At 52.3% G+C, this 15,157-nt stretch carries 12 protein-coding genes; 3 read left to right on the plus strand and 9 right to left on the minus strand.

The annotated features are described in order from the left end of the window. A complete protein-coding gene (locus tag QU597_RS27135; protein WP_310830593.1) occupies positions 1-312 on the plus strand; it encodes an antibiotic biosynthesis monooxygenase in 312 nt (103 codons plus the stop codon). A 111-nt stretch (positions 313-423) separates the two neighbouring features. On the opposite strand, the gene QU597_RS27140 is transcribed toward QU597_RS27135, so the two are convergent. The 7 genes from QU597_RS27140 to cidR form a co-directional block, all read right to left on the minus strand. Further along, entirely contained in the window at positions 424-2,646 is a 2,223-nt protein-coding gene (locus QU597_RS27140; RefSeq protein WP_310830594.1) for an MMPL family transporter, read from the minus strand. Positions 2,647-2,917: 271 nt separating this feature from the next. Then, positions 2,918-4,816, minus strand: coding sequence for an ABC transporter ATP-binding protein (locus QU597_RS27145; protein ID WP_310830595.1), 1,899 nt, complete (start codon positions 4,814-4,816; stop codon positions 2,918-2,920). Then, positions 4,813-6,573, minus strand: coding sequence for an ABC transporter ATP-binding protein (locus QU597_RS27150; protein WP_310830596.1), 1,761 nt, complete (start codon positions 6,571-6,573; stop codon positions 4,813-4,815). Before QU597_RS27150 ends, QU597_RS27145 begins: the two co-directional genes overlap by 4 nt. Continuing rightward, the gene (locus QU597_RS27155) at positions 6,566-7,069 is read right to left on the minus strand and encodes a MarR family winged helix-turn-helix transcriptional regulator (protein WP_310830597.1); all 504 of its coding nucleotides are present in this window, start codon (positions 7,067-7,069) and stop codon (positions 6,566-6,568) included. Before QU597_RS27155 ends, QU597_RS27150 begins: the two co-directional genes overlap by 8 nt. 205 nt (positions 7,070-7,274) lie before the next feature. Next, positions 7,275-8,681, minus strand: coding sequence for a DNA-binding protein (locus QU597_RS27160; protein WP_310833424.1), 1,407 nt, complete (start codon positions 8,679-8,681; stop codon positions 7,275-7,277). 214 nt (positions 8,682-8,895) lie between these two features. Continuing rightward, positions 8,896-9,180, minus strand: a complete 285-nt coding sequence (locus QU597_RS27165; RefSeq protein ID WP_310830598.1) for an aspartyl-phosphate phosphatase Spo0E family protein — start codon at positions 9,178-9,180, stop codon at positions 8,896-8,898. A 114-nt stretch (positions 9,181-9,294) separates the two neighbouring features. Further along, positions 9,295-10,215 carry a cidABC operon transcriptional activator CidR gene (gene cidR / locus QU597_RS27170; protein WP_236335027.1) on the minus strand — a complete coding sequence of 307 codons (921 nt, stop codon included), beginning with the start codon at positions 10,213-10,215 and terminating at the stop codon, positions 9,295-9,297. Positions 10,216-10,324: 109 nt separating this feature from the next. Here cidR and QU597_RS27175 point away from each other — a divergent pair, with 109 nt between their 5' ends. Together QU597_RS27175 and QU597_RS27180 are read left to right on the plus strand one after the other, a co-directional pair. Beyond that, entirely contained in the window at positions 10,325-10,696 is a 372-nt protein-coding gene (locus QU597_RS27175; protein WP_310830599.1) for a CidA/LrgA family protein, read from the plus strand. Then, on the plus strand, positions 10,693-11,376 hold the full coding sequence (locus QU597_RS27180) for a CidB/LrgB family autolysis modulator (protein WP_310830600.1): 684 nt from the start codon (positions 10,693-10,695) through the stop codon (positions 11,374-11,376). Before QU597_RS27175 ends, QU597_RS27180 begins: the two co-directional genes overlap by 4 nt. 60 nt (positions 11,377-11,436) lie before the next feature. Here QU597_RS27180 and QU597_RS27185 read toward each other — a convergent pair whose 3' ends face one another. Next, positions 11,437-12,405: a Gfo/Idh/MocA family protein gene (locus QU597_RS27185; RefSeq protein ID WP_310830601.1), complete on the minus strand. Its 969-nt coding sequence runs from the start codon at positions 12,403-12,405 to the stop codon at positions 11,437-11,439. A 309-nt stretch (positions 12,406-12,714) separates the two neighbouring features. Then, the gene (locus tag QU597_RS27190) at positions 12,715-15,030 is read right to left on the minus strand and encodes an ATP-dependent DNA helicase (RefSeq protein WP_310830602.1); all 2,316 of its coding nucleotides are present in this window, start codon (positions 15,028-15,030) and stop codon (positions 12,715-12,717) included. Positions 15,031-15,157 lie beyond the last annotated feature (127 nt).

Consider the following 15,157-nt stretch of genomic DNA (forward strand, 5'->3'; position numbering starts at 1 on the left):
ATGCTGGTCATCACCAATACAATAAAGGTCAAGGAAGGCCACGGGGCAACCCTGGCCCAGCGTTTTGGAGGGGCAAACGGCGTACAGGCCATGCCCGGCTTTGTCCGGCTGGAAGTATGGCACAGTGCCGCCAAAGAAGGCGTGGAAGAGCTGAAAGTCTGCACCGTATGGGAGAACGAGGAAGCGTTCAAGGGCTGGACAGCCAGCCCCTCCTTCCGCGAATCACACCGCGGGGCTGGCGGAAATGAAGTCATCCTGGGCGCTTCGCTCGACAAATACGAGCTTGTGATCAGCCGCCAGCCGGAGCAATAAATATCCCCCTGCATACCGCAGCAGGTTATACAGGAACAGGGATGCCAGCCTTAGACCTTAAAGGTCTAAGCGAAGGCATCCCTGTTTGTTGTTCAGGCTTAAGCTGCAGCCTTAATAATGTTCATCGGCGCTGGCAGGCAGCGGTTTCTCCAGCTCCTGATGCTTGCCGGGCCAGAATGCCAGGCGGCCAAAGAGCACGGTGATCGCCGGCACCAGAAACGGCCGGACGATGAAGGTATCTAGCAGCACCCCGATTGCGGTAATGATGCCAAACTGCACCAGTACTTGAATCGGCAGGCTGGCAAGGACAGCGAAGGTTCCTGCCAGAATAAGCCCGGCGGAGGTAATGACCGATCCGGTTTCATTAACCCCTTCAGCAATCGCCTGCTTCAGCGGCATCCGTTTGCGCTTCTTCCAGATATTGGAGATCATGAAGATATTATAATCCTCACCGAGTGCAACCAGGAAAACGAAGGAATACAGCGGAATCGATCCCTGAATCGCATCAGCGCCCAGTACATAGTGAATGATAATCCAGCCGAGCCCAAGGGCCGAGAAGAAGGACAGAATGACGGTTGCCACCAAGTAGACGGTTGCCGTCACCGACCGCAGATAGATCAGCAGCAGCAGGGTAATCATTCCGATAACCACCGGTATGATCAGGTCGGTATCGCGTTCACCCAGCTCTTTGGTATCATACTGGGTTGCCGTCTGCCCGCTGATCCATACACTGTCTTCCGCATGATCCAGGCCTGATTCAACCAGCGCCTGCTCAGCCGTTTCCTGCAGCGCTGGAATATGGCTCATCGCCTCAAGTGAATACGGATTGCTCTTGAATTCAATATCAAAGCCTACAATATCCTTATTGACCGCACCCTGTTGCGGGTCGGATACCGTACTTATATAGGAGATCCCTCCCAAAACGGCCTTAAAGTCTTCTCCGCTTACTTTTCCTTGCGTATCAATGATCAGCTTAGCGGGAGCCAGCTCCCCGGGGGAGAATTGCGAGCCGATCAGATCAAAGCCTTCCCGCGACTCCATATCCTCCGGAAAAGAAGACAAGATATCATATGTGAATTTAATCCCGCTGGAGAAGGAGGCCAGAATGCCAAGACCGATAATCGTTACCGCCACAATCGTCCAGGGACGGGAGACCACCAGGCCGCCGATCCCCTTTTTGCGGGTTTTGGGCTTTGGAGCCGGTTTGCCTTTGGCTCTTGCGCGCTCTGCTTCCATCTGCGGTGTGCGCGGCACAAACGGGAAGAACGACATCCGCCCGAAGATCGCCAGCAGAGCCGGCACCAGTGTCAGGCTGGCGATACCCATAATAAGAATGGATACGCTGAACGGAACCGCAAAGCGGTGATAGGCTCCATACTTCGCCAGCAGCAATGCAAACAGCGCAAGCACGACCGTGAAGCCGCTCATCGCAATCGCTCCGGAAGAATGGGTGATCGCACTAAGCAGTGCGCGCCCTTTGTTCTCTTCCACTTTAAGCATCTGACGGAACCGCGAGATCAGGAAGAGGCAATAGTCGGTTCCCGCGCCGAACAGCAGCACGGTCATAATCGATACAGCCTGGGAATCGACAGCAATCCAGCCCTCCCGGGCCATAAGTCCAAGCAGCGGACTCGTCACGCCATAGGCAAATCCTACCGCTACCAGCGGAATCAGCGCCAGAATCGGCGAACGGTAGATCAGCAGCAGGAATACGAGCACCAGAACGACCGTCGCGATCAGCAAGGAGACATCCGCATCCTTGAACAGGCCGGTTGCATCAATAGAAATTCCAACAGGGCCGGATACCCGCATGCTCAGTTCACTGCTGTCCACCTTAGCCGCAGCAGGATCACTGCCCGTCTCCGTACTAATGATTGACTTCATTTCCGTTATCGCTTCACCCAGCTGATCACTGTCTGCGGTCTTATCAAAGAGCACCGGTGTGACCAGTGTACTGCGGTCCTCCGACAGTGAGGCCTGCAGCGCCTGCGGCGGCAGCTGTCCGAGCGGCGGTACATAATTCTGATGCGGTAGCGGTTTCTGCTCCAGCTTGCCGTATACCGCAATAATATGTACTAAATCCTCCTCCGATAAACCGCCTTCCCGGTGCCACACCAGCAGTGCCGGCACACCGCTGCCGCTTGGAAACTCCTGTTCCGCAACAGCAGCTGCCCGTACGGACTGGGCGGTTTCGGGAAGATTTTGCGCATTGTTCAGTACCTGCGAATTTACGGAAGGCCACAGAACTGTAAGTATCCCCACCAGCACAATCCATATCAGCAGAGTGATCCATTTTGTAGTACGGCCTGCCACCCATTTCCCGTAGCCCGACATTTGATCAATCCTCTCTTTACCCCGGCCCCCACAAAAATGAGCCGCGGGTCATTTTATTACCCTTATCATATATACCCTAAAATTTTTAAGCAAATCTTTTTTTATAGACTGTGAATTTAATATAGCTTCACTTCTTTCATTCTTCACTTTATTGTCCCCTCTGATACAGGAAACGCCCCTCTGTTTCTAGTAGTATAAGTCTACTGAAACAGAAGGGCGTTCGTCCTTTGTGGTAACTATTCTAATTAAAGCGGGTTAGGCTGCTCTATCTTTAGCCTGCATCCGGCAGGTCATCGCCTGAGAATTGGCTGTTATAGAGATCGGCATAGAATCCGCCCTGTTCCAGCAGCTCGACATGCGTACCTTTTTCAATCACACTGCCCTGGTTCATCACCAGAATGAGGTCAGCGTCGCGGATGGTTGACAGACGGTGGGCAATAACAAAGCTTGTTCTGCCGGTCATCAGCGTCTTCATCGCTTTCTGAATCTGCACTTCAGTCCGGGTATCTACGCTGCTGGTCGCTTCGTCCAGAATCAGAATCGAAGGATCGGCCAAAATTGCCCGGGCAATGGTCAGCAGCTGCTTCTGACCTTGTGAGATATTGGAGGCTTCCTCATTCAGGATCGTATTGTAGCCGAGCGGAAGTGTACGGATAAAGTGATCGGCGTGCGCAGCTTTGGCAGCCCGGATAACATCGGCTTCGGTCGCGCCTTCCCGGCCATAAGCGATATTGTCGCGGATGGTACCATTGAACAGCCAGGTGTCCTGAAGCACCATACCGAATTTGCTGCGCAGCTCACTGCGCTTCATGTCGGTAATATTCACGCCGTCGATGATAATCTCCCCGCCGCTGATTTCATAGAACCGCATCAGCAGGTTGATCAGCGTCGTTTTACCGGCACCGGTCGGCCCTACAATTGCAATTGTCTGTCCGGGACTGACATCAATGTTCATGTCCTCAATCAGAATCGCATCCGGTTTGTATCCAAATTTCACATGGCGGAACTCCACAGCACCTTCTTCCGCAGCTTTGGCCTGTTTCGCCAGGGAGGATGAAGTCTCAGGCACTTCCTCTTCTTCATCCAGCAGTTCAAAGACACGCTCTGCTGAAGCAATCGTCGATTGAATAATGTTGGCGATGTTCGCAGTTTGGGTAATCGGCATTGTAAACTGGCGCGAATATTGGATGAAGGCCTGAATATCACCGACTTCAATAACCTTCTTAGTAACAAAAATCCCGCCGACCACACAGACCAGCACATACCCCAGATTACCGATGAACATCATCAGCGGCATGATCATTCCGGACATGAACTGGGAACGCCAGCCGGAGTTATAAAGGTCATCATTGATTTTGTTGAACTCGTTAAGCGACTGCTGCTCACGGCCGAAGGCTTTTACAATCCGGTGACCGGTATACATTTCCTCCACGTGGCCGTTTAACTGGCCGAGCGATTTCTGCTGGCCGATGAAATATCCCTGAGAGCGTTTGGTGATCGCCATAATAACTACAAAGCTAAGCGGCAGGGTAACTATGGTGATCAGAGTCAGCCAAGGGCTGATCGTCAGCATCATGATGATAACGCCGATAATGGTCACAATGGACGTAATCAGCTGGGTTAAGCTCTGCTGCAGCGTTGTACTGATGTTGTCCACATCATTGGTTGCGCGGCTGAGAATTTCCCCATGGGTCCGGGAATCGAAATATTTCAGCGGCAGGCGCTCCAGCTTGCTGTTGATCTGCTCACGCATATCGAACACAACCTTCTGGGCAACGTCAGCCATCACATACTGTTGGATATAGCTGAACAAAGCGCTGAACAGGTACAGACCGCCCAGAATAAGCAGAATTTTATTCACATAATCAAAATCAATCGCAGCTCCCGGGACACCCATCAGCAGCCCGTAAGCTCCTTCGAACAGCTTGGTTGTGGCTTTACCCATGACCTTCGGGCTGAAAATACTGAATACAGTACTGGCTATGGCCGTAATAAACACGATAAGCAGCTGCACCTGACGGGGCCGCAGATACGTGATCAGCCGGCGGAGCGTGCCTTTGAAATCCTTGGCCTTCTCCGGAGGCATTCCCATGCCGGGTCCGCCGTGACCTGGTCCGAAACCGCCGCCGCGGCGGGCCGGAGGCTTCACTTGCCGATTTTGCTCACTCATGCTATTTCCTCCTCTGACAACTGCGAGGATACGATCTCGCGGTACACTTCACTATTCTCCATCAGTTCGCGGTGATTGCCGATTCCGGCAATGGTGCCTTCATCCAATACAATAATCCGGTCGGCGTCCATAACCGTGCTGACCCGCTGGGCGACAATCAGCACCGTTGATTCCGTGGTCTCCTCTTTAAGTGCAGCCCGCAGCTTAGCATCCGTCTTAAAGTCGAGTGCGGAGAAGCTGTCGTCAAACAAGTATACTTCCGGTTTTCTTACCAGAGCCCGGGCAATGGAGAGCCGCTGCTTCTGGCCGCCGGAGACATTGCCGCCGCCTTGGGCGATCTCCGAGTTAAAGCCTTCCTTCATCGCCGAGACGAAGTCATATGCCTGCGCTACCTTTGCTGCATGAATAACCTCTTCATCGGTAGCGTCATCTTTACCGTAGCGGATATTCTCGCTGATCGTTCCGGTGAACAACACCGCCTTTTGCGGGATATAACCGATCTTGCTGCGCAGATCCTCCTGTGTCATCTCACGGACATCCACACCATCCACCCGTACGGCGCCTTCAATGACATCATAGAATCTCGGAATCATGCTGAGCAGTGTAGATTTGCCTGATCCGGTACCGCCGATAATGGCGGTAATCTCACCGGGGCGGGCGCTGAAGCTGATCCCGGACAGGGCCGGCTGCTCCGCTCCCGGATAGGAGAAGGACACGTTGTCGAATTCGACAAAGCCATGCATGGCATCACGTCCGTCTTTTTTGGTGGCTGTAGCTGTAGTCTGAAGCTCTCCTCTAGTCGGGTCATTGATCTCAGGCTGCATATCGAGCACTTCGTTGATCCGCAGTGCGGAAGCGGAAGCTCTGGGAATCAGAACGAACATCATGGATACCATGATCAGGGAGAACATAATTTGCATCGCATATTGAATAAAAGCCATCAGCGAGCCAACCTGCAGATCGCCGTCGCCAATCCGGATACCGCCGTAATACAGAATGCCGATCATCGAAAAGTTCATGACAAGCATCATAACAGGCATTAATCCGGCCATGATTTTGTTAACCTTAATGGCAGTTCCCGTCAGATCCTGGTTGGCTGCACTGAACCTTCTGTTCTCATGATCGATCCGGTTAAATGAACGGATAACACGGATACCGGTCAAATGCTCGCGCAGCACACGGTTCAAGGTATCCAGCTTGACCTGAATCGCTTTGAACAGCGGCAGCCCCTTCATCCCGATGAAGAAAATTGCTCCTACGAGCACCGGAATTACAACTACAAAGATCAGGGACAGCTTGGCATCCTCCGACACCGCCATAATAATCCCCCCGATCATCATCATCGGAGCACCGACCATCATGCGGAGCATCATTGTCAATACGGTTTGTACCTGGGTAATATCGTTAGTGGTGCGTGTAATCAGTGAAGCTGTGCCGATTTTGTCAAATTCATGCAGCGTAAAATTCTCTACATGTTTGAACATTTTCGAGCGGGTGTTTTTCCCGAAGCCTGCGGCTACCTTCGCCGACAAATAACTGGCAATCACGGAACAAAGCGCACCGCCGCCTGCCACAAGCAGCATGTAGGCACCGATTCTCCAGATATAGTCGCGGTCGCCATGTACGATTCCTTTATCCACGATGTCGGACATCAGGGTTGGAAGATACAAATCGCCCATGGATTGCAGAAAGACCAGGATTAATACAGCTGCAACGCCCCACCGAAAGGGCTTAAGTCCTTTTAACAATTTAATCAAGTTTCTCATCTCCGTTCATTTGTAACCGGTCTAAGTCAGGCCGCGGATTATTTTCTATAAACCCATGTACCTTCAGTAAGAGATCCGCCAGAAGGGTGCTCTCTTCTTCACCCAAATATTCCACCAGCTTGTTCAGGGAAGCATCCATATGCTCTCTCGCTTTTCTTGTGATCACTCTGCCCTGCTCCGTCAGCCGGATGCGCACCACTCTCCGGTCAGAAGGATCCGGCTGTCTCTCGACCATGTCCTTGGCCTCAAGGCTGTTGATAAGCTGCGTAACTGTGGGAGGCGTTATCCCCAGCAAACGGCTGATTTCGGATACTTTGAGCCCTTCCTCCGCAGAACGCGATTTTCTTGCAAGGCATATCAGTAAAGTCATTTCACTTGGCTTATGCCCTTCAACAGCCTGATGCACATGTGCTTTACGCAGCTGCCGCAGAGCCATAAACAGCTTTTGTGCGACTGGATTTTCATTGTTTATCCCAATGCTTCCCATCCCCTTATTTTACTTAGGTTAACTAATAATTAAATACAATACTAATTAGGCTACCTAATTATATTTTCAATACAAATCTTTGTCAAACATTGAATGCGCTATCAAATATTACGGAATGACGAACAAATCAGCAGCACTGCAGTACGCCAAAACTCCCCCGCCGGGGGCGGAGGAGCGGTTTGTTTAATTCATTTAAGAGACCCGCTTAGAAGGAACGCTCCGCCATGGCAGAACACCGTTCCCTGCTGGCAGCCCGCTCCTGATTTTTTCTTAGTCCTTTAAGGAGTTCACCGTACCGCAGCAGTTGCTGCCCGTCCGCTCTCTCGCGGCTCTCTTCAAATAACGTTACACATTCGAGGATGTCTTTGGCGCTGTTAAGCTGAATTGCTGCCTTGAGACATTGCAAAATATAATCGATACCCCGGTTATATTGTCTGCGTTCTGAATAGTATAAAGCCAGCTGATACCCGAGCCGGTAGATCCGTTCAATGTTGAGGGGATCCTGAAGCTGTTCGAACCGGGCCATTTCCGCTGAAAACTGTTCCACTACATGATCTACAGAAAAACCGAAACGGTTGGCAGCCTCCAGAATACTCACCAGGCCGGGCAGAATCTCACTGGGCTGCTTCGCCATATATGCCGTATAATCCGGCAGAACCGCAAAATTCCCCACCTGCATTTCCAGGGTAAAGCTATTGCCAACAGCAAAGGAACGGAAGGCATCGACGATGCGCAGCCCCTCTTCATCCAGCAGTTCAAACCAGCCCAGGTCAGCATACATAGCCGTAAACCTTTGGGCTTCTTCATATTTCCCCTGTTTGGTGAGCGCGGTTGCCTTCATCAAATGTCCATGGGCATAATACAGCACCAGCGGCCGCAGCAGATGTAACTCTTCAGTACGTCTGCCCGTCTTCTTCCGCAGCTGCTCCCGGTAAATCCCGTCGGCCAGTGCCCTCAGCTCATCCGTGTATCTCTCCATGTCTGACCACCGGTGCAGTGTGAAGCAGACATTTGCCAGCTTAAGCAGCCCGTCCAGCTGCAGATGGTCTGGAATGCGGCCGCGGAACGGCTCAAAGGTGATGACCGCCCGCAGCATTTCCTCCATATCCACAACAGACTCCAGCGATTTGAAGATACGGTACTGGCTGATCGCCAGACGTTCGGAAGAGCTGTCCTGCTCATGTTCAACAATGATTTTATAAAAGGCCTTTGCTTCCTGAATCTTCCCGCCGGCAAATAATTTCTCCGCTACCGAGTAGACCACATCCAGCGGTTTGGGATATTCCATGATTCTGTTTATAATGTCATCGACACACTGCTGTTTACCAATCTCCACACAACGGATTAAAAAGGGCTCCACCCTGCGGCGCGAGACCTTATCTTCACTGAAGCATTCATCTACATAAAGGGTATAGAACCATCCCTCCGGGAATCCAAAGGCCTTCGTGAGCGTATCCAGTTGCCCCAGGGAAACCGGCTTAGGCGGATTACCGTGAAGAATGGCGCTAAGACTCCCCCGGTTGAGGCCGGATACTTTCGCAAATGAGGCGAGGTTATACCCGGAGCGGAGCAGATTATTCTCAATTTCGGAGCGTAATGTTGTCAGTTTCATCTCCACCCGGCACCTTCCTCAGCGGCTTAAATAAACTCTTCTATTAATTGCCATTATAGGGGATGACTATAGAAAGCACAACAAAAGGGCCCCGCGGCAGCGGGACCTTCATTATAAAAACATAATTAATTTTAATGGTTTATCCTGGTAAAGCGGCGAAGGAATGACACCTGATATCTCTATTACAAAAATAAGGCTGCAGGTACAGTAAGTACTACTGCTGGAAGGCTGCCTTGCTTCTAATCCGCTTACTTTTGGTGATTTTCCCGTACGGGGCGTCTTCATTTTGGCGGCTCCGCAGACTCTCCATCATTTTGTTCTGAGCCAGGACAATGTATCCGTCCAGCCGTTGACTGAGCTCCACAACCGTATGGTCGCTGAGGCTGCGTTCCTGCGCTACCTCCAGCAGCTCGCTTCTAAGGCTCTCTATAGTAATAAATAACTCATCTTCTCTATAATCTCTTCTAGGCTCTTCATGGGAAGTCCGGTAAAAATTCACGTTTAGTCACCTGCCCTCTATCAACTTCTCCACTATCATAAGGCATGATGCCAAAAAACATATTTTGAAAAAAAAGAAAAAATTGTCGAAGATATTACAAGTGTAAATTTACATTTATTCATTTTTTCCCGCTTGTTCCGGGGGAAGATAACGCTCCCCAAGCACGCGCATGGCAAAAGCAATCCATTCCTTCGCTGCGAAGGACAAATAGCGGTCTCTGCGCCAGATCATGCCAAGCTGCCAGGGAATGACCGGCTCTGTCAACGGAATAACCGCAATCCGTGTACGGTCCATATCCCGGCAGATTGTCTCCGGCAGCAAGGCGATACCCATCCCGGCTGCCACCATCCGGCTGATTAAGTCCCATTGCGAGCTCTCGTATACGACCTTCGGCTGAAAACCAGCCTTCACGCATTCCGTAATAATCCGGTCATGCAGGGCAAAATCCTCGCGGAACAGCACAAACTCCTCCGCCTCCAGCTCCTTCAGGGCAACAAAGTCCGCACCCGCCAGACGGTGCCCTACCGGCACCAGAAGCTCCAGCTTCTCTTCCACAAAAGTAAAGCAGTGAAATTTAGCCGTATTTACAGGAAGCACAATGGCCCCGATATCCAGCAGGCCCGTCTCCACGTCATCTTCTACTTTTTTGGCTCCGTCTTCATGCAGGCGGATGGTCACGTCCGGATAACGCCGGTGGAACTCCCCGATGACCGCAGGGAAAAAGCTTGCCCCCACCATGGGCGGCAGACCGATACGGATATGGCCGCGCTGCAGATTGCGCAGACCGTCCAGCTCGGAAGAGAGGCTGACGAAGGACTCTACAATATTTTGCGCTTTTGCCAGCAGGATTTCACCCGCATCGGTTAATCTTATGCTTTTGCCTTCACGGTAAAAAAGGTCTGCCCCAAGCTCTTCCTCCAGATTGCGGATCATTTTGCTGATCGTCGGCTGGGTAATAAACAGGGATTCCGCCGCTCTGGAGAAGCTGTTCAGCCTTGCCGCCTGCACAAAATACTGCAGCTGTCTGATTTCCATATCCTCACCTCATGTATAGACAAAAGGAATGTCACTTATTCGTTATATTCATTTTACCTATGAAAATAATTGTTGTAAACTTTCATTAGAATGAAAGGAGCGAAGCCTTATGAAAAAAATAACTATAGGCTTGCTGCAGGTTGCCGGACTTACGGCCTTCTCCATGCTTATTAATACCCTAACCCCTATGCTGCATATTCCCATTCCCGGAAGTATCATCGGGATGATCATTTTGTTCCTGCTGCTGGAATCCGGTACGGTCCGCTTGAACTGGGTCGAGGTCGGTGCCTCCTGGCTGCTTGCCGAACTGCTGCTGTTTTTCATTCCCTCCGCTGTGGGAGTGATGAAATATTCAAGACTGCTTGAGGCAGACGGCCTTCAGGTGCTGGCGGTGGTTCTTGTCGGAACCTTTGCCGTCATGGCCGGCTCCGGACTGCTTACCGGCGCAATTTATAAAGTAAAGGAGCGTAGAGACTCATGATTACAGGAATGCTTCTGCTCGGCCTCACGCTGCTGGTCTATCTGCTGGCGAAACGGATCTATACTTCCAGCGGCAAAATGTATTTCTCTCCGCTCATCATCACCCCGCTGATTATTATCAGCATTCTGCTGGTGACGGGAATTCCTTATGACTCTTACAATGCGGGGGGCCAATGGCTGACTAAGCTGCTGCAGCCGGCGACTATCGCCTTTGCGATCCCACTACATAAAAACTTCAAGGTGCTCAAAAAGCACGCCGCCGAAATTGCGGCTGGCGTGCTGTCAGGTACGGTAATTGCCGTTCTTTCTTCCATGCTGCTGGCCAAATGGCTGCATTTAAGCGGTGAACTGGCTACCAGTCTTGTGCCCCGGTCGGTAACTACCCCGATCGCCATGAGCATCTCGCAAAGCATCGGCGGCGTCCCGAGCATCACGGCTGTTTTTGTCATCCTGACCGGTGTACTGGGAACGATGATGGGACCTTCCGTACTGCGCCTCTTCCGCATTGACAATGAAATTGCGCGCGGTGTATCGCTGGGAACCGCTGCGCACGGTACCGGTACCTCCAAGGCCTTCGAGTTCAGCTCTCTGACCGGTACCATCTCAAGTATCGCTATGATTCTGACAGCGCTGTTCTCCATTGGCCTTGCGCCTGCGCTGCTCACTGTTTTCCTCCACTAGGCCGACCCCGCTTGGGCCACAGCCCTGCTGATCTGTAATACGGATCAGCAGGGCTTTTTTCTACAGCTTAACCGGCAGGCCGCTCTCTGCTGAATCAAAAGCTGCGCAGGTCACTTTCAGCGTCTTATAGCCGTCCTCATAATCACTCAGAATACGCGAACGGTCTCCGGTCCGTACTGCATGCAAGAATGCTTCGCTCTCCGTCAGGTAGGGATTCCCTGTGCTCACATATTCTTTGCTGTCGCCGCTGCGCGTTTCCAGCAGACGCTCTGGATTCCAGTCCAGCAGCCCGTTGTCATTATAGAAGCTGATGCCGCAGTGGCCCACCCCGCCCGGCAGCACGCAGGTATTGGAGATGTTCGCGATAATACCGCTTGCCAGCTTCAGCGATACGGTGCCGACATCCGACACGGTCACCCCTTCATGCCGCTCATGCATGATCCGGTTGCCGAACAGCCCGTAGACCTCCGTTACTTCACCGGCCAGATACCGCAGCAGGTCCACGATATGAGTGGTCTGTTCCGTAAATTGTCCGCCGGACTGCTCCTGATTGCGCCACCAGGCTACGCCCGGCATATCGCCCATCCATTGTCCGACGATCATGCCCACCTTATCGCCTTCCAGCGCCGCCTTCAGCCGCTGGATATTCTCCTGATAGCGGAAGTGATAGCCCACCGAGGTCAGCAGATTATGCTCCTTGATATCCTGCAGGAGGCTGGCCGGAATTTCCGTGCTCGAGCCCAGCGGCTTCTCGATGAAGAATGGAATCTCCCGTCTAATCAGCGCCCGCTCTATGGCCCCGTGTGATTGCGGAGGCACACAAATATAGACCGCGTCCAGCTTCTGGGCATCCAGCATGTCCGTAATTTCCCCATAGCCTTCAGCCCCGTAAGGCCGGGCCATGTCTTCGCCCTTGGCCTGGCTGCTGCCGCATACGGCTTTGAGCGACACATCCTCCATTCCCGCCAGCAAATCCGCATGTACTTTGGAGAACCAGCCGGTGCCTACGATTCCGATATTAAGTGTCATATTATTCCCTCCTGTGGTGGCTATATAAAATGAATTCTTGATTTACCAACTGGCGTAGTGCGCGACTACGGGGAATGTTTGGACTTTCGACCGCTGTTGTCTCCAGATTTCTTATATTAGACCGCTTCTCGCGGTTGAAATCCGGAGACAAAGGCGGACGCTGACGCTCCTACAGTTCCAAACTTCCCCTTCGCCGCTTTTCGCCTTTTTGTATTTTTTATAATCACTTTATATAGCCTAATTTTTTCAGCCTCTTTTACAGCCTTTTATAGTTTGCAATTCTTTAATTATATAAACAATTATAAGCGCTTACGTCATGACAAGGTAGTCCCGCCATTCCTCAGGAAGCAGACCCCGGTAAGGATGCTGGAGGAAACGGTCATCCGCCAGTATAATCGTTCCGTTGTCGCTCTCGCTGCGGATCAGCCGGCCCCCCGCCTGCAGCACCTTGCACATGCCCGGGTAGACATAGGCATAATCGAAGCCGTTCTTACCCTGGGATTGGAAATAAGCGCGCAGCAGATTACGCTCAAGCCCTACCTGCGGCAAACCGACGCCCACGACCATTACACCGTTCAGGCGGTCGCCCGGCAAATCAACCCCCTCCGAGAAAATCCCGCCCAGCACGGCGAAGCCAAGCAGGGTCTGCGGATTATCCGGGCGGAAGGAGGCGAGAAAGCTCTCCCTGTCCGGTTCGCTCATACCGGTGCTTTGCACAAGCGTGGGGACCTCCGGATATTTCTCAGTAAACAGCGCATATACATTCTGCAGATAAGCATAGGAAGGGAAAAACACAAGATAGTTGCCTTTACGGGCTGTCATTCCCTTCAGCGCATCACAGAGCGGGAACAGGGAATCCTCCCGGTCTCGGTATCGCGTGGATACCGGAAGCACGGATACCTGCCATTGTTCCTTATGAAAAGGCGAAGGAACCATCAGGCTGTAATCCTCCTCCCGCGCCCCCAGCATGTCCCTGTAATACGAGAGGGGGGACAGCGTTGCCGAGAACAGAATCTGGCTGCGGAAGCTTTTGCCCATTTGCTGCAGCAGGTAGGAAGGATCCAGATTGAACAGCTTCAGATAGACATCCCCGCGCTGAACCTCGGCATAGGTAATATACCGCTCATCGTAGATTTTAAAAGTACGCAGCATGCCCTGTACCGCATAATACGTATCCAGCAGCCCGTCTCCGTCCCCGTCTTCCCCGGATGGTGCAAGAAGCGGCAGAGAGGGGGACAGCAGCTGAGCCTCCGCTTCGAGGGCAAAGGCCTCCAGTAAGGGGGGAAGCTCCTCCGGATAATTGCCCCATTCCCCCTCGCCTGTTTCACTGCAGCTTTTGCGCAAAGCAATAAAGAAGGCATTGACTGCTTTGGCTGCTGTGCTGAGGGCTTTATTGCCCGATTTATACTGCCGCTGCAGCGCAAGAAACGGCGCCTTGGACAGGCTTGCCGAATACATTTCACGGCCGCGGTCTACCAGATTATGCGCTTCATCCACCAGCAGGACTGTTTTCTTCTTCCGTTCCTCCGGCAGCCGCTTAAGGCTGATCCTGGGATCATAGATATAGTTGTAATCACAAATGACCGCATCGCAGGCATAGGCGGCATCGAGCGAGAACTCGAACGGGCAGATTTCATGCTTCCTGGCATACGAGGCAATAACCTCCTGTGTCATCAGGGTCTCATGCTCAAGCATATCCAGCAGCGCCGTATTAATCCGGTCATAATAACCTTCTCTATAGGGGCAGAATTCCTTGCTGCAGAGGCCTTCCTCTCGGAAGCAGGCCTTGTCCTTGGCTGTAAGTGTAATGGCATGCAGATGCAGTCCCTGATCGACCAGCATAGCTATCGCCGCTTGGGCAGCCAGCCGGTTCACCGTCTTGGCCGTCAGATAGAACAGCCCGGCAGCTTTGCCTTCCCCCAGCGCTTTCAGTGCCGGAAAGAGCGTAGACATGGTTTTGCCGATGCCCGTCGGTGCCTGTGCAAACAGATTGACGCCGTCCGAAACCGACTTATAAACTGCAGCAGCGAAATGCCGCTGTCCCTCCCGGTAAGCGGGAAAAGGAAACGACAACTGCCGGATGCTGATGTCCTTCTTGTTCCCGTGGCGGACCATCAGCTCTGCATAAGGAGCGTACTTGGCAACTGTATCCGCAGCGAAGGCGCCCAGTTCCTCCCGCGTAACATTCCTGTACAGGCTCTGCTGCTCCTCACCGCCGCGCCGGACGTAGGTAAGCTTCACTTCTATACCGGCTAGCTCCTGCTCAAGACAAATCATGTAGGCATACATAAGCGCCTGCGCCCAGTGAACATCCCGTCCTGCGAAATCCGGCTCCAGCAGCTCGGCCGTAGATTTAATCTCTTCCACCGTAACGGTCCCATTCTCTCCGGTTAACAGGCCGTCACACCGTCCATCGATGACGAATAGAAGCCCTTCATGAGGAATCTCCGTCTTGAGGTAGACCTCCTTGCGGTCACCTTCCTTATATTGCTTTTGGATATGCTGATGAATACGTGTCCCCTCTGCCATTGCCGCACCGCTGCGGAATCCCGGCTCCAGGCTGCCGCTGCTGAACACATATTCCACCAAAGTCCTTACCGAAAGGGAAAACACCGCGTATTCCATATATAGAGTCCACCTCCTTTATCCGCCTTGCCCTTTTTGGCGCAGGCAGTCATTTTCGTGCTTTTTTCCCTGTATACCCTCATTTGAGTACGATAATCTCTGCTGCAGAGATGCGCATCTGATCTTA

Origin of the sequence: Paenibacillus pedocola, from assembly GCF_031599675.1 — a bacterium.
Lineage (GTDB): Bacteria > Bacillota > Bacilli > Paenibacillales > Paenibacillaceae > Paenibacillus_AQ > Paenibacillus_AQ pedocola.